18 protein-coding genes and 1 pseudogene are annotated in these 14,514 nt (G+C 69.7%); 7 read left to right on the top strand and 12 right to left on the bottom strand.

From position 1 onward, the window contains the following. Positions 1–2: 2 nt before the first annotated feature. Positions 3–449: pseudogene (locus CAP_RS03155) on the top strand (cupin domain-containing protein); the annotation flags it as partial. 194 nt (positions 450–643) lie between these two features. Then, positions 644–1,540, top strand: a complete 897-nt coding sequence (locus CAP_RS03150; RefSeq protein ID WP_044235936.1) for a dihydrodipicolinate synthase family protein — start codon at positions 644–646, stop codon at positions 1,538–1,540. 103 nt (positions 1,541–1,643) lie between these two features. Here CAP_RS03150 and CAP_RS03145 read toward each other — a convergent pair whose 3' ends face one another. The 8 genes from CAP_RS03145 to CAP_RS43635 form a co-directional block, all read right to left on the bottom strand. Further along, positions 1,644–2,483: a hypothetical protein gene (locus CAP_RS03145; RefSeq protein ID WP_044235933.1), complete on the bottom strand. Its 840-nt coding sequence runs from the start codon at positions 2,481–2,483 to the stop codon at positions 1,644–1,646. Positions 2,484–2,520: 37 nt separating this feature from the next. Then, the gene (locus CAP_RS43640; RefSeq protein WP_156040449.1) at positions 2,521–3,222 is read right to left on the bottom strand and encodes a hypothetical protein; all 702 of its coding nucleotides are present in this window, start codon (positions 3,220–3,222) and stop codon (positions 2,521–2,523) included. A 114-nt stretch (positions 3,223–3,336) separates the two neighbouring features. Continuing rightward, positions 3,337–4,542 carry a radical SAM protein gene (locus tag CAP_RS03130; RefSeq protein WP_052374046.1) on the bottom strand — a complete coding sequence of 402 codons (1,206 nt, stop codon included), beginning with the start codon at positions 4,540–4,542 and terminating at the stop codon, positions 3,337–3,339. A 99-nt stretch (positions 4,543–4,641) separates the two neighbouring features. Then, the gene (locus tag CAP_RS03125; RefSeq protein WP_044235926.1) at positions 4,642–4,980 is read right to left on the bottom strand and encodes a hypothetical protein; all 339 of its coding nucleotides are present in this window, start codon (positions 4,978–4,980) and stop codon (positions 4,642–4,644) included. Between the two features lie 283 nt (positions 4,981–5,263). Then, the gene (locus CAP_RS54835; RefSeq protein WP_269324128.1) at positions 5,264–5,392 is read right to left on the bottom strand and encodes a hypothetical protein; all 129 of its coding nucleotides are present in this window, start codon (positions 5,390–5,392) and stop codon (positions 5,264–5,266) included. 73 nt (positions 5,393–5,465) lie between these two features. Continuing rightward, positions 5,466–6,671, bottom strand: a complete 1,206-nt coding sequence (locus CAP_RS03120; protein WP_052374044.1) for a radical SAM protein — start codon at positions 6,669–6,671, stop codon at positions 5,466–5,468. A gap of 102 nt (positions 6,672–6,773) precedes the next feature. Then, a complete protein-coding gene (locus CAP_RS03115) occupies positions 6,774–7,121 on the bottom strand; it encodes a hypothetical protein (protein ID WP_044235925.1) in 348 nt (115 codons plus the stop codon). Positions 7,122–7,402: 281 nt separating this feature from the next. After that, the gene (locus tag CAP_RS43635) at positions 7,403–8,203 is read right to left on the bottom strand and encodes a zinc-ribbon domain containing protein (protein ID WP_081864514.1); all 801 of its coding nucleotides are present in this window, start codon (positions 8,201–8,203) and stop codon (positions 7,403–7,405) included. A gap of 142 nt (positions 8,204–8,345) precedes the next feature. Here CAP_RS43635 and CAP_RS03105 point away from each other — a divergent pair, with 142 nt between their 5' ends. Then, positions 8,346–9,353: a hypothetical protein gene (locus CAP_RS03105; protein ID WP_052374042.1), complete on the top strand. Its 1,008-nt coding sequence runs from the start codon at positions 8,346–8,348 to the stop codon at positions 9,351–9,353. 21 nt (positions 9,354–9,374) lie between these two features. Here CAP_RS03105 and CAP_RS03100 read toward each other — a convergent pair whose 3' ends face one another. The 4 genes from CAP_RS03100 to CAP_RS54825 all read right to left on the bottom strand — a co-directional run bounded on the left by CAP_RS03100 (position 9,375) and on the right by CAP_RS54825 (position 11,528). Continuing rightward, positions 9,375–10,010: a hypothetical protein gene (locus tag CAP_RS03100; RefSeq protein ID WP_156040448.1), complete on the bottom strand. Its 636-nt coding sequence runs from the start codon at positions 10,008–10,010 to the stop codon at positions 9,375–9,377. Positions 10,011–10,072: 62 nt separating this feature from the next. Beyond that, positions 10,073–10,420, bottom strand: a complete 348-nt coding sequence (locus CAP_RS03095; protein WP_044235920.1) for a PAAR-like domain-containing protein — start codon at positions 10,418–10,420, stop codon at positions 10,073–10,075. After that, on the bottom strand, positions 10,417–11,109 hold the full coding sequence (locus tag CAP_RS54830) for a DUF2169 domain-containing protein (protein WP_044235917.1): 693 nt from the start codon (positions 11,107–11,109) through the stop codon (positions 10,417–10,419). The genes CAP_RS03095 and CAP_RS54830 overlap by 4 nt, the downstream gene beginning before the upstream one ends. A 23-nt stretch (positions 11,110–11,132) precedes the next feature. Continuing rightward, positions 11,133–11,528, bottom strand: coding sequence for a DUF2169 domain-containing protein (locus CAP_RS54825; protein ID WP_044235912.1), 396 nt, complete (start codon positions 11,526–11,528; stop codon positions 11,133–11,135). 155 nt (positions 11,529–11,683) lie between these two features. Here CAP_RS54825 and CAP_RS03080 point away from each other — a divergent pair, with 155 nt between their 5' ends. The 4 genes from CAP_RS03080 to CAP_RS03070 all read left to right on the top strand — a co-directional run. Beyond that, on the top strand, positions 11,684–12,370 hold the full coding sequence (locus CAP_RS03080; protein WP_044235909.1) for a DUF433 domain-containing protein: 687 nt from the start codon (positions 11,684–11,686) through the stop codon (positions 12,368–12,370). Beyond that, positions 12,357–12,533, top strand: a complete 177-nt coding sequence (locus tag CAP_RS49785; RefSeq protein ID WP_156040447.1) for a PIN-like domain-containing protein — start codon at positions 12,357–12,359, stop codon at positions 12,531–12,533. The genes CAP_RS03080 and CAP_RS49785 overlap by 14 nt, the downstream gene beginning before the upstream one ends. Beyond that, on the top strand, positions 12,524–12,790 hold the full coding sequence (locus tag CAP_RS43630; protein ID WP_052374041.1) for a hypothetical protein: 267 nt from the start codon (positions 12,524–12,526) through the stop codon (positions 12,788–12,790). The genes CAP_RS49785 and CAP_RS43630 overlap by 10 nt, the downstream gene beginning before the upstream one ends. A 396-nt stretch (positions 12,791–13,186) precedes the next feature. Continuing rightward, on the top strand, positions 13,187–14,514 hold a 1,328-nt coding region (locus CAP_RS03070; protein WP_052374037.1), incomplete at its 3' end, for an IS701 family transposase.

The raw sequence follows: 14,514 nt of genomic DNA, 5'->3' as shown, positions 1-14,514 counted from the left end.
TCATGCAAGCCCACGGAGCTACCCGATACGGATCGGCCGACTTCCACAAGACCCCGCCCCGCCCCCGGGTGGTCATGCCCGAGGTGCTCGCCCACCGCCAGGTCGAGCAGGACGGCGCGCAGGGCGAGTACTCCGCCGCGCGCAAGCACCCGGTCTTCTTCGTCGACGTGCCCTCGCACGCCATCAGCATGACCATCGGCTGGCTCGACCCCGGCCAGTCGTCGAACCGCCACCGCCACACCTACGAGACCATCCTCTACGTCCTGGAGGGCGAGGGCTACTCCGACATCGGCGACAGGCGCGTCGCCTGGAAGCAGGGCGACGCCGTCTACGTGCCGGTGTGGGCCTGGCACAACCACGTCAACACCGGCCCCGGACGGGCGCGTTACCTCGCCTGCGAGAACGCCCCCATGCTCCAGAACATGGGCGGCATCGCCCTCCGCGAGGAGGTCCCGGAGCGCGGCTCCCGCAGCGCTCAAGACCCGCCCAACGACCTGCCTGACGCCCCGCCCGACGACCCGCCTGACGCTCCCTCCGACGCTCCCTCCGACGCTCCCTCCGACGCTCCCTCCGACGCTCCCTCCGACGCGCCCCGCGACGGAGCCGATGCCGCTGCCGACGCCGGCGTCCCGGGAGGTGCCCCGTGAAGAAGACCCCCCCTCTCCACGGCATCATCGCCTACCCCATCACCCCCCTCCGCGACGACGGCAGCCTCGATCTCCCGCTCCTCGCGGCGCTCGTCGAGCGCATGGTGAGCGCGGGCGTGCACGGCATCGCGCCCCTCGGGAGCACCGGCATCCTCCCGTACCTCACCGACGACGAGCGCGAGGCCGTCACCGAGACCGCCCTCCGGCAGGTCGCGGGCCGCGTCCCCACCCTCGTCGGCGTCTCCAGCCTCACCACCGCGCGCGCCATCCACCACGCCCGGTTCGCGGAGCGCGCCGGCGCCACCGCCGTCATGGTCCTGCCCATGAGCTACTGGAAGCTCACCGACGCCGAGATCCTCACCCACGTCGACGCCATCGCGCGCGCCATCGGCATCCCCATCGCCATCTACAACAACCCCGCCACCGCCGGGGTCGATCTCACCCCCGAGCTCATCGCCCGGCTCCTGGAGATCCCGAACGTCACCATGGTCAAGGAGAGCACCGGCGACGTGAACCGCATGCACCGCCTCGTGCAGCTCTGCGGCGACGACGTGGCCTTCTACAACGGCTCGAACCCCCTTGCCCTCGCCGCCTTCGCTGCCGGCGCCCGCGGCTGGTGCACGGCCGCCCCCCACCTCATCCCGGCGCTGAACCTCGCCCTCCACGACGCCATCACCCGCGGTGACCTCGACGCCGCGCGCCGCGCCTTCCACGCCCAGCTCCCGCTCCTGCGCTTCATGAAAGAGCACGGCCTCCCGCGCGTCATCGCCGCCGGCCTCACCCTCACCGGCACCCCGGTCGGCCCCCTCCGCGCGCCCCTCCTCCCCCTCCCCGAGCGGCACGTCGCCGAGCTGCGCCGCCTCCTCGTGGACCTCGGCGCCCTCCCCGCCTGACCTACCCGTCGGGGATGCATGCGACCGCGAACCCTGCGGTCTGCAGCGCGCTCCGGGGCACGCACCAGGGTCTTCAGGCCGCGCTCCGACGCGCGCACCGCGCTCAGCGCAGCCCGCGCTCCAGACAGGACGAGAACCGCCGCTCCAGCCGCGCCTGTAGCTCCGGCGAATCCATGCGCTCGGGCACCGCACAGCACGCGAGCGCGATCTTCGTCCCTGCCGCGCCTTCCACCTCGCGGACGCGGGAGTAGGTCCGCAGACGGAGCGCAGGATCCTGCGCATGGGCCGCGGCCACCAGCCGGTCCACGGCCTGCTGCCACGACGCGACGGCGCCCCCGGGCCGCAGCACCACCACGCACGGAAACTCCGCGTCGTCCACGGTGACGAACTCCGCGAACGGTTCCTGGGCGAGGTGCGCCGCGACCCGCGGCTCAAGAAACGCCCGCAAGCAGGCCACGGGCGTCGACGCGGGCCATGCCGGCGCGCCTCCCTCTCGCCCCCTGTCAGCGGCAGCCCCGCGCGCTTCCTGCGACTCCTTGAACCGCTCCACGTAGCGCGACACCCGCCGTGAGAGCCCCCCCGGATCGGAGGACCTCGCAGGTACCATCGCGAACAGCGTCAGCCGCACGTCGCCCGCGCCCATGGCCACCTGGGTCATCCACAGCGAGACCTCCCCCACCGCCGTCTCCTGCGCCACCTCGCGCGCGATCCCCTGCACGGCGGCACGCCAGCCATCTCCCGCCACCCCGACCCGCAGCACCACGATGCAGGGCAGCTCGTCGGCGAGCACCTCCACCACCTCGCCCACCCCCGACGCGCCGACCACCCGGCGTGCCACCGCCTCCAGCACCGCCGCCGCGCTTCCTTCCGCGCTTCCTTCCGCGCTTCCTTCCGCGCTTCCTTCCGCGCTTCCCACCGCGCGCTCTCCCGGCTCCGTGCTCATGCGTCGACGCCTCCCGCCCCCCCGCCTTCGCCGTGCCTCACGGCCCGTTCCCCGGAGCTGGCGCATGCGACGCGTCCGCGAGCACGCCTCGGGCGCGGTGACCCGTCCGCGTGCGCGCCTCCTCGTCGTCTGCCGTGCCGGGGGGTGCCATGGACACCGCGGTGTACCGCGTCTTCTGGTCTCCCTCCTGCGTCTCGTTCGACCACATCGACATGCCCACCGCGCCGCCATACTCGGGCGACGCGCTCATCTCCCGGAGCGCCGCCTGGAGCTTCTCCTGCCATTGCGGGTTCGCCTGGCTGGCCTTGACCACCGCGATGCAGGGGAACTCCTCGCACTCCAGATCGACCAGCTCCCCGAGCTTGTGCTTCTGCAGCGCCGCCTGGAAGTTGGCCTCCAGGGCCTTCTCCCGGAACCCCGCCGGAAGCTGCATGGGCCACGGCTGCGGCTTCCCTTCCAGCTCCGCGATGCGCGCCTGCGAGTCCCCGGCCTCCGCCCGCAGCCCGCGCACTTCCTCCTGGAGGCGGCCGATCTCCTTCTCTTTCTCGGTGACGAGCTGCCCGATCGTGCGCCGCGGCGCACCCTCCTTGGATTCCCGCGCCTCACGCGCCTCCCGCGACTCGGACCGCTCCGCCTGTGGCTTGGGCGCTGGCGCGGCATTGGCCTGCGCCGACGGCGCTGCTGCCGGCTGGGCGGTCGCGCCGCCAGTGACGAAGACCTGGTAGACGAGAATGGTCACCGCCGCGCCGGCTGCCGCGGACAGGAGATGACCCGCCTTGGATGAACCGCCTGTGCTCATAGCCCTCTCGAAGCAGGTATATCACGCGCGCACGCCTGGACGGCCCGCGATCCGTCACGCCGGAACGCTGAGCGAGAGGTTCTCCTGCGGCGCGGCGTCGAGCCGCTCCAGCGCCGTCACCGCCGGGGCGCCCCGCCCCGCGCCCGTGAAGAGCCCCGACCCCTTGAGGCGCTCCTCGATGTGCCGGACGAGCTGCTTCTCCACCACGCACATCGCGATTCCCTGCGCCTCGGGCCCGACGTACTGATGATTGTCCTCGGCCATGTAATAGCCCGAGCAGGAGCCGAAGTAGGGGCACCGCGCGCACGAGAGCGCCATGCGCATCTCGGACGCCTTCACCGACCGCTCCCGGCTCTCCGAGGCGAGCAGCGCGTCCACCGGCGTCGTGAAGATGTTGCCGTAGCGATACGCCGCGTCGTACGCCTCCGGATACCCGAACGCGTCGCCATTGGTGTTCACCATGATGGCCGTCTCCCACTCCCGGCGGTTGTAGAACGTGGGCAGGGTGTGCCCCCGGAGGTGCCGGACGGCGGCCTGAATGTGCCCGGACAGCGGCACGATGTTGAGCGCCTTGTCGCTCTCCATCCACAGATCGGCGAGGGTGCAGAACGCCTTCAGCACCTCGTCCGCGGTGATGGAGAAGTCCGCGTGCTGATCCTCGAACGCCCCCGGGAACAGCGGCAGCAAGCGGAAGCTCATGCCCATCTTCTCGTAGAAGCGGAAGATCTTCTTCACCTGGTGCAGGTTCCGGCGCGTCAGCACGCTGATCCCGCCGAACTGGACCCCCGCCTCGCGCAGGCGATCCATGTTCGCCAGCACGCGCGCCTGCGAGTCCTTCCCGGCCAGGTTCACCCGCAGCCCCCCGAACAGATCGATGGACACCCCCACCCCGTCAAAGCCGTCCCGGAGCAGCCGGATGCGCTCCTCGTCCAGCACGGTGAGGTTCGTCTGCACCACGTTCTCCACCTGGAGGTGCTCGCGCCCCGCGAAGATCTTCTTCTGCCGCGCGAAGGTCTCCCAGTACAGCTCCGGCTCCTGGATCAGCGGCTCGCCGCCGTGCCACACCAGCACGATCCGCGACCGCTCCTCCTGCGCGCCGTAGTACGCCGCGATGTGCGTGTACATCCTGTCGAGCTGGTCGAGCGACATGGCGTCGCGATTGCCGAGCTCCGGCATCTCGTAGCAGTACCTGCAACGCAGGTTGCAGAACTTGGATACCTTGACGATGTAATGGACCGTGCGCGCCGGAGTCTCCGCCATGTCGCCCTCGCCAAGCCGTCTTGCCTCGCTCGAGCACCGACCCGTCCCCCGGCGACCGACACCAGGCCAGCCCTCCGGGGGACGCGCCGCAGCGGTGCGTCAGTCGTCCTCGTTCCGGACCGCCACCAGCACGTCGGACGCCGAGGTGGGCGCGGCGGCCTCGGGGGACTCCCCGGTCGCCGTCGGAGACTGGACGATGATGATCTGGCCCCACCATTGCTCCCAGATGATCTGGGCCCACCCGGGCGCAGCCGCTTCCTTGCCCGCCTCGCCGCCCGAGAGGCCCAGCTTGTCGCCGAGATTCTCGGAGTAATTCAGTTTCCGGTCGCCCCCTTCGACCGTCGCCCCCTCCCCCGGCCCCGCCGTGGCCGTGGCCGCAGGGAGCGTGAGGGCGAGCGTCAGGAGATATTTGACGAAATCCTTGTCCTTGGTACCCATCGTGGCCTCCACCGAGCGATGCTGGATGACGCGAGCGATACCGCACGTCCACCGCGCGGATCGATGAAGCTCCGCGGAGACGTGGGAATTGGGTGAGCCAGTTTCCGTGCTAACAGGCCGCCGCGCTTCACGTCAATGTGGATCGCGCCCGCCAATCCCATTTCACGCGCGTGCCACCGCTGATTACAGCTATGGGGCGATTTCTCGCGTGACACGCGCCACGCGCCACGCGATTTCCAGCGCCCGCGAAATCACCACGGCCGGATTTCGCGCCCGCGCGATTTCAGACGCGTGGGGCGATGTGCGCTCCGACGAACACGTCTCCTGCCACGAGCGCCACGAGCGCCACGAGCGCCACGAGCGCCACGAGCGCCACGAGCGCCACGAGCGCCCTGCTCCCGCAGCGCCCCACGCCACCCCTCCCTGGCTCCGCGGGCCCACACCCCCGGACCTGCGCCCTGCTCCCGCTCCTTCGCCCTCCCCGCTCAGGCGAGCACCCCGAGCGACGCGTTCTCCTCGACCGGCCCATCGAGGTGCTTCGCCCGCATCCATTGCTGATCGAGCTGCTTCGACCCCGCGAAGAGCCCGGTCTGCTTCAGGCGCGCCTCGATGTGCCGGATCAACCGCTGCTCCACGTGGCACATCGCGACCCCCTGGGGGCCGGCGCTGCCCCCCTCGGGGCTCTCCTCGGCCATGTAGAAGCCCGAGCACGATCCGAAATAGGGACACTGCGCGCACGCGCCCGCCATCCGCAGCTCCGACCCTTTCAGCGACTTCTCGCGGTTCTCCGAGGCGAGCAGCGCGCTCATCGACGTCGTGAAGATGTTCCCGTAACAGAAGGCCGGATCATAGGCCTCGGGGTAGCCGAAGACGTCGCCATTGGTATTCACCATGACCGCCGTCTCCCATTCGCGGCGGTTGTAGTAGACCGGCAACGAATCCCCCTGCAGGTGCTTGATGGCCTCCTGGAAGTGGCCCACGAGGGGCGTGATCTGGATGTTCCTGTCGCTCTCCAGCCACAGGTCGGCGAGCGTGCAGAGCGCCTCCAGCACCTCGTCCGGCGTGATCGCGTACTCCGCGTGCTGGTCCTCGAAGGCCCCAGGGAACAGCGGGAGGATCCGGAAGTTCATGTTCATCCGCTCGTAGAAGCGGAAGATCTTCGTCACCTGCTTCAGGTTGCGCTGGGTCAGCACGGTGATGCCCCCGAACGGCACCCGCGCCGCGCGAAGCTTGTCGATGTTCGCGAGCACCCGCGCCTGGGAGTCCCGCTGCGCCAGGTTCACCCGGAGCCCTCCGAACAGATCGATGGAGACCCCCACCCCCTTGAAGCCCTCGCGCAGCAGGCGAATCCGCTCCTCGTCGAGCACCGTCAGGTTCGACTGCACCACGTTCTCCACCACCACCCTGCCACCTGCGCCGAAGATCTCCTGCTGACGCGCGAAGGTCGCCCAGTACAGGTCAGGGCTCTGGAGGAGCGGCTCCCCCCCGTGCCACACGAACACGATGCGGATGGGCTCCTCCAGGGACCCGTAATGGTCGGCGAGGTGCGTGTACATCCGATCGAGCTGCTCGAGCGACATCCGCTCGGGGTTCCCCAGCTCGGGCATCTCGTAGCAATACTTGCAGCGAAGGTTGCAGAGCTTGGACACCTTGACGATGTACTGGACCGTGCGCATCGGAGCCTGGTTCATGTCGCCCTCGCCGACCCGTCGCGAACAGGCCTCCGGGAGAGCTGCCCATGCGGCCCCCTCTCCCGGCGCATCCGTCGCCCTCGTCAGCCCTATTCGTCAGCCCTATTCGTCCCGGACCACCCGCAAGATCTCCACGGCAGACGTCATCTCTTCCGCGTCATCGACCTCGATCGCTGCCGCGACGGGCCCCTTCTCCCGCCAGATCTCGGGCCACCACTCCCCCCACTCCCGGTAACCCGGCGGCTTGGCGGCCTGCTCGCTTCCCTGTGTCTTGCCGAGGCCGAGCTTGGCCTCGACGTTCTGCGCAAACTTCAGCGGCTTCTCGGCGCTCTCGACCGTCGCCTCGTCCCCCGTCACCTCCCCCGTCGTCGCCGCGGCGGCGCTGACCGTGGGGAGCGTGAGCGCGAGGCCCAGAAGATATCTGACGAAAGCATTCTCTCTGGAACCCATCGTTGCCTCCAACGAGCATGGCTCGTACGACGCGCGCGAACCCGCACGTCTCCGTCGAGGCCCGCAATGGTCTCCCGGGACATGGGCTTGGGTGTGCCATCGTCAGGGCTAACAGCTCGCCGTTTCACCCGTCAATCGCCCTGCCCTGCGTGCAATGCCGTCCCAGCGCCATGGCCCTCGTCGGACCGCTCGCGCGCGATTTCTCGGCCCTTACCCGCATGCGATCGGCAGTGCGGCGCCATGATCGACCCAATGGCGACGTGGGCAGACCGGCGCCGAAGTCACCCGATCAGCGCTCCCCCTTCGCCTGCCTCCCCGCCTGCCTCCCCGCCTGCCTCCCCGCCTCCTTCCTTCGCCAGCATCGTGCGCGCCTCGCGCACCATTGTCGGCACGGGGTGCCTCGCCACGCACGCTGCCCGCTTCACGAACGTGGCAAACGTCGCCCGCGCCCGCGCCTGCCGCCCGGCCAGCGCTTGCAGCTTCCCCTCCCAGAACAGCGCCTCCACGAGCGCCCTGTCGAACCGCAACGCCCGCCGCGCCGCGCCGATCCCCGCCTCCACGTCTCCCGCCCCCTTCCTCTCCCGCATCTCGCAGATCGACACCGCCAGCGCGAGCTGCGCCCGCGCATCCCGCGACCGCACGTTGGCCGCGCTCACCACCTCCACGTGGCGCATGTCCGCTTCCCGCCCCTGCCGCGCCTTCCTCCGGCACGTGACGCAGTCGACCGCGACCGAGTCCTGCCAGAACCGCAGCGTCTCGTACCAGTACTTCTGCTCCGTCGCGCGGAAGACGAACTCGTCGCCGCAGGTGCGGCACCGCCGGTCCTCGTCCACGTAGACCATCTTCCCCCCACCGAGCCCGAACACCTGCCGCGAGACATCGGCCGCCACCACCCCCTCCGGCAGCTTGCGCACGTCGTCCGGGTGCAGATCCCAGAGCGTCATCGACCGCCCTTCCGGCGTGGTCACCGTCCGCACCGCGAGCCGCAGCGTGCCGAACGGCGACTCCCACGTCTTCACCTGCAGCGCGCCCTCGGAGCGCACGGGCTCACGGCGCTCACGGCGCCCTCGACGCTTGGCCATCCCGCCACGATGCCCCCCCCGCCGCGGTGCCGCAAGTCAGGCCCACGGACAGCGCTCGTCTCGCGCATCGCCCGCCACCGCTGCGCCTCGCTCCAGCCCGGCGCGTGCCGCTCCCCCGCGAGATCGCGTACCCTCCCTGCGCGTGCTCAGGACCTCCCAGCGATGGATCTCCGGCGCCCCGTCCTCCCTCCCGGGCGAGGTCCTGCTGCTCAAGGTCACCGGCGCCAGGCGCCCGACCTTCCGCCTCGAAGCCGCCGCCGACTACCGCCTGCGCCTCCTCGCAGGCGCGCGCCCCTTCCTGTGGGCCCGCATCGACGACTGGTGGCACGGCGCCTGGCTCGTGCGCGCCCCCGCTCCTCCCGACCCCCTGCTCCCGCCCCTCCGCGCCGTCGACGCCCGCGCCGTGCAGCACGACCTGCAGAGCCCCCACTGGTGGCGCACCTGGACCCTCCGCGCTGTCGACACCCTCCGCGCGAGCGCCGCGCTCCTCAGCAACGGCCTCTGGTGCCTCGGTGAGGTGCCCGTGGTCCCGCCCAGCAAGGCGTGGGGTTACCCCTGCGTCCCCGTGGACTACGCGCTGGAGCCCGCATTCCCGCCCGCCTACGTGCCCGCCGCGCGCGGCTGCCTCCCCTTCGTCGAGGAGACCTGGGCTGGCGGAGACCCCACCCCGGCTGGCGCGCTCCTCCCCCTGCGCGACCTCGGCGCCGAAGACGTGGGCCGCGTGCACGCCTGGAGGAAGCACGCGCGTGACGGCACGCTGCCGCCGGTCCTCGCCGTGCACCTGCGCCTCCTCGGCAAGTACCTCATCCTCGACGGGCATGTGCGCCTCGCCGCCGCGCTGGAGGAGGGCGTGACGCCTCCCCTGCTGGCCGCGTGGCCGGTGCGCGAGCACGCGACGCCGATCCCGGAGGCGGTCCGGGCGCACGTCTGGGAGACGCTGGAGCTGCCCGCGTCCCTACCCGACGCGCGGCGGGTGGAGGTGATGAACAGCGCGCTCCAGGCGGTGTTCGCGCCGCGGGTGGCCTACGTGCACCGCCCGAAGGCGTGGCCACTGCGCGGGGGCGTGGCGACCTGGAGGGAGGAGGTGGGGCGACGCTTGCGGGAGCTAGGCCTCACGCGCCAGGAGATCGCGCTCGCCCTTGATCCCTGAGCCGCCGTTCTTCGCGCGCCCCTACTTCACCGTGAAGGTCGCCTCTGGCGGCGCTGGCGTCTGGGCGAAGAGGCACACCTCGTGACCGTTGGCGCTGCCCCCGACGATGCCGCCGGAGACCTCGGCCTTCACGGAGTGCTCGGGCGCCTTCGAGCCCTTCAAGGCGACACAAAGCCCGCCTTTCACCTTCGGCAGCTTGGAGCCTCCAATCCCGTACTGGACCCCCTCGGTGCCCATGGACGTGCCGTTCCCGGTGGGGGCCATGTAGGTCGTGCGGAGACCGTCTTTGCTGGCTTCCACGCCAGCCGCCATGCCGCCGTCCGACACCTCGAAGCTCGCGTTGGTGACCTCCAGGATCGGCTGGTTGCACGCCAGGCGGCCGGTGATCCCGTTCTCGCACATCATCGCGCGCTTGAAGGCGGCCTCGGACTTCGCGCGCTCCGCCGGGGTCTGGTTGTTGGCCCGCAGCTCCTGCGAGTACACCCGACCGCTGGTCCCGTTGGCGCGCACGCTCCGCTTGCCCTGGGGATCGCCGGGCCTGCACACCCCCTCGAAGTTGTCGATCGCCGGCTTCTCGGCCGGTGCCAGCGTCCTCCCCTCCAGAGGGCTCTTGCGCATCAGAGAGCTGGAGAGGCCGCCAGGTATCGGAGAACTCATCGGGTCACCTCGCGGAAGAGGGCACGGGACTGGAATGCGTGCATCGTCGTCACCTCCACCGGTCAGCCGGAGCTGACGTTCATCTGACAGAGATCCAGGTGCCGCGCGCAGAGCTTCCCCTCCACGCGCACGGTCTTCGAGCCTTCGACGATGATGCTGTCCCCGCTCCCCAGCGACACCCCTGACGCCACGCCCTGCCCCGCGTTGCCGATCACCCCGCGGACGATGCTGTCCACGTGGAGCACCTTCTCGCGCCGCGCGTTCACCTTCTGCGCGTAGTCGGCCTTCTCGGGAGGCAGCACCTGGTAGATGTCGAACGGCACCACCACGCCGTTCACCTTGCAGAAGTCGGGGTTGATGTTGACGACCCTGAACGCGGCCTCGGCATCGGCGATGTGACGTTCGCTCATGTGACCTCCATCAGCACGATCATGGCGGACCGGATGTCCCACGCCTGGTCGAGCGTGAGCCGCCAGCACAGGCTCACCGTCGCGGCATCCAGGTCGAGGTGCACCGTGTCGAGGTGCAGCGCATCCCGGTAGCCGTTCTCGGCCCCATCGACCAGGCCGGCCACGGCCCGCACGCCCGGGAGCGCCACCGTGAACGGCCCCGGCCCGGGCATCAGCCCGGTGAGCACGATCTCCTCGTCCCCTTCCAGGTAGCTCGGCGTGATCAGCGCCGGGTGGGCGCACTGGAAGAAGCGTGGATCGAAGTCCTTCGGGTAATCGGCGGGCAGCCCCCGCGCCACGTCGTCGCGCATCGCGCGCTCCCAGGCCTCGTCGTAGGTCCCCGCGTACCTGAGCCGCGAGGTCCAGGGCCGCGCCACGGGCCCGAACCCGGTGAGCGCCACCTCGCGGTTGAACGCGGTCACCGGCTGCTCGTGCGGCTGCCACTGCGGCGCGCGGTACTCGACCGAGGTGTCCATGGCGCGCTCGTCGAAGAAGCCCGTGCCGCTCGGGTTCGGCGCGTACACCACCAGCGCCGGTTGTGGCGCAGGCGCGGGCGCGGGCGTGGACGCGGACGCGGCCTCGCCTTCGCCAGCACTGGACGCGGGGGCGGGGTAAGCGCCTCCGTACGCGAGCTCGTAGCGGATCGGCACCTCGAAGGTGGGCTCGGGCTCCGTCAGCGTCCACCCTTCGCCCCGGTGTGCCGCCAGCAGCGCGGCCCGAGGACCTGGGCGCGGTAGGCGAGCTTCGTCTCGCCGCGCCTCCGGACCTCGACGGCCGCGTCCCACGTCTTCCGCGGCGTACCGCCGGGCGCCTGCACCGTCCCGGTGACGATGACGTCGGTGCTGGGCTTGACGAGCAGCGCCTCGCCCGCGTGCTTCAAGCTCGATCGCTCCGCCGCGGCGGGATCCCAGGGCTCGTCCGCGAGCGCGATGTCGCGCTGCTTCGCCGCGAGCCCGAGCTTGCCCTGCGCGAGCGCGAACGTCCCCTTGACCACGACGGTACCGTGGAACCTGCGCCCGACGCCCATCTTGTCGCACTGGAACAGCGCGAAGGGCGTCTCGTTCTGCACCAGCCGCAGGCGCGGCTCGGGGATGGACGGCGCAGTCGTACGCGGGCCCGGATCATCGCTCAGTCCCGAGCGTCCTGTAAACCCTCGGCACCCACCCCGGCACGACGCCTTGCGGTACTCCCACCCCCTGGAGACCGCTGTGCTAGAACATCGCCATGAGGCCCACGGCGAACCTCCACAGCGACCTCTCTCCGGAGGAGCTGCCTGCTTACGCGATCCCCCGCGCCGCTGCCCTCACGCGCCTCTCTCCCTCCACGCTCCGGCTCTGGGCCTGCGGCGACGGCGACCACAAGGCCCTCTTCAAGCCCGCCTCTCGCGCTCCGCTCGCCCTCTCGTTCTCCAACCTCATCGAAGCCTTTGTCCTCGCCTCCATGCGCCGCGTCCACGGCATCTCCATGCAACGTGTCCGCAAGGCCCTCCGCTTCGTCGGTGAGGAGCTCGGCTACGCTCGCCCCCTCATCCACGCCCGCTTCCGCACGGACGGCGCCCACCTCTTCGTCCAGCACGCGGACCGCCTCCTCGACATCAACTCCGAGGGCCAGGCCGTCCTCCGCCAGGTCCTCGACGCGAGCCTGCAGCGCATCGACTGGGAAGGCGACCTCGCTGCCCGCCTCTACCCGTGGGTACGGGGCGGCGCCCTGGCGCGCCAGCCCAAGACCATCGTCGTCGACCCGCGCCGCGGCTTCGGCCACCCCGTCATCACCGGGACAGGCGTCGAAGCCCGCATCGTCGCCGAGCGCTACCGCGCTGGAGAGTCCATCACCGCCCTCGCTACCGACTACGCCCTCGGCATCGAGCAGATCGAGGACGCCATCCGCTGCGAGATGCGTGAAGCTGCCTGAGCCCTTCACCTACTTCGTCGACCGCTCCCTCGGCCGCGAAGTCGTCGTCCAGGCCCTGCGCGCCGCAGGCGAGCAGGTCCACGCCCACGACGACCTCTTCCCTCAGAACACGCCTGACACCACCTGGCTCACCGATGTCGGCCAGCGCGGCTGGTGGTCCTGACCAAGGACAAGAACATCCGCGTCAACCAGCTCGAACACGTGGCCCTCGTCCGCGCCAACGTCGCCTGCATTATGCTCGGCCGTGGTGATTTGACGGCCGCTGCGATGGGCAAGATCTTCGTCGACAACCTCCCTCGCATCCGCCGCGCACTGCGCCGCTTCGAGGTCCCCCTCGCCGCAAGCCTGAGCGCCAGCGCGGGCCTGCGCGTCCTGCTCGCTGCCGGCCAGTGGCTGAAGCCACCCAAGGAGATCAAGTGAGCACGCGGAGCGGTCGCTCACTCGACGAACTCGAGTCCCACCGTCAAGGGTGGTTGACGAGCTTCTCCTGCAGTTCTTTCAGGGCGTCATTGTAGGGCGAGTGCTCTCCTAGCTGGTGGCACAAGGCTCGACTTGGGCACTTTTGCGCCCAGCACCCTCGTGATCCAGCCCTCAACGCAGAGGGCCCTCGGAGGTGGCGCTGACCTCAAGGAGGGCGGAGGTCACCTTTATCGATTGCAGATGAAGAGTCGGCTCTGCCAGCTTCCTGCGTAATCAGCCAATTCTCCGGGGAAATCAGCCTGTATCGCAGCGTTATAAGGCTTCCGACACGGGGACTCGTCAGCAAAGGAGGAGTTGCAAGACAACCACCTTCGACTGGAGGTCCCCGTGCCGGATATGGCCATCGTAGGCAGCTTCCTCGCGCAACTGCAAGCCTTCGAGCCGCTCTTCACCGCCTCGTCGTTCCGCACCTTCCAGGTGCTGGCGTGCGGTTGGGTACTGGCGCTCGGTCGACATACGGTCACCACAGCCGTGCGGTCGGCCAACGCCGCGCAGTGGAAGCACATCCGCAGCTTCCACCGGTTTTTCTCCAGAGCGAGATGGGGACTCGACCAGCTCGGTTTGGTACTGGCTCGGCGCATCGACGGTCGGCTGCCGAAGGACCTTCCGTTGGTCCTGGTTCTCGACGACACGCTGGGACGACGTACCGGAAAGAAAGTCGCGTACGCCTCGATGCATCGCGACCCACTGCTGTCGACCAGGGTGCGGCACATCTTCTCTTGGGGTCACCTCTGGGTCGTGCTGGGCATCACCGTGCGGATGTTCGACAAGACCTTCTGCTTGCCCGTGCTGTTTCGGCTCTATCGCAGCGAGAAAGTGTGCGCGCGAAACAAGTGTGCCTACCGCACCATGCCTGAGCTTGGGGCCGACCTCATCGCTCTACTCGCCAAGGCGTTGTCGCACCGCGCTCTCATCCTGGTCGGCGATGGCGCGTACAGCAATCAAGCGCTCGTCAAGCACCGCCCGGCCAACGTCACCGTCGTGGGTCGGTCGCGTCTGGATGCGGCCATCTATGCTCCCCCGCCACCTCGACAGCCGGGCCAGATGGGGAGACCACGCGTTCGGGGGGTGAAGCTGCCTGCACCCGGCCTCCAAGCCAACGCCAAGGGTGCTGCTTGGCAGTCGCTTGAGGTGTTCGTCTATGGCCGCACCGTCGCGGTCAAAGCGCTCGTCATCGACGCCCTCTGGTACAGCGTGTCCGGAGGACAGCAGATGCGTTTGGTGGTGGTTCGAGACTTCCCCGGCCATGAAAGGGACGACGTCTTGTTCAGTACCGATGTCTCCCTCCCGGTGACGGACGTCATCGAACTGTACGCCAAACGCTGGTCGATCGAGGTCACCTTCCAAGAAACCAAGGGCAAGCTCGGCTTGGAGCAACCTCGCTGCAGGGCCGAGCGCGCCGTCGAACGGACGGCGCCCTTCACCTTGCTTCTCTACACCCTCGTGGTGCTCTGGTACGCCAAGACGGGTTGTACGCTCAGGTCGGCCCAGCCCCCCAAGGCTCCCTGGTACTCACCCCGAAGCCGCCCCGCCAAGACCCAGCCCGCCTTCTCCGACATGCTCGCGACACTACGTCGCGCATCGTGGGCCGAGCGACTTTCGACGTCTGCTGCAAAGACCACGATGTCGAAGAAACCATTCACGCCTCTGCTGGCATGCCTCGA

Origin of the sequence: Chondromyces apiculatus DSM 436 (genome assembly GCF_000601485.1) — a bacterium.
Lineage (GTDB): Bacteria > Myxococcota_A > Polyangia > Polyangiales > Polyangiaceae > Chondromyces > Chondromyces apiculatus.
This window is presented reverse-complemented; position numbering and strand designations above follow the sequence as displayed.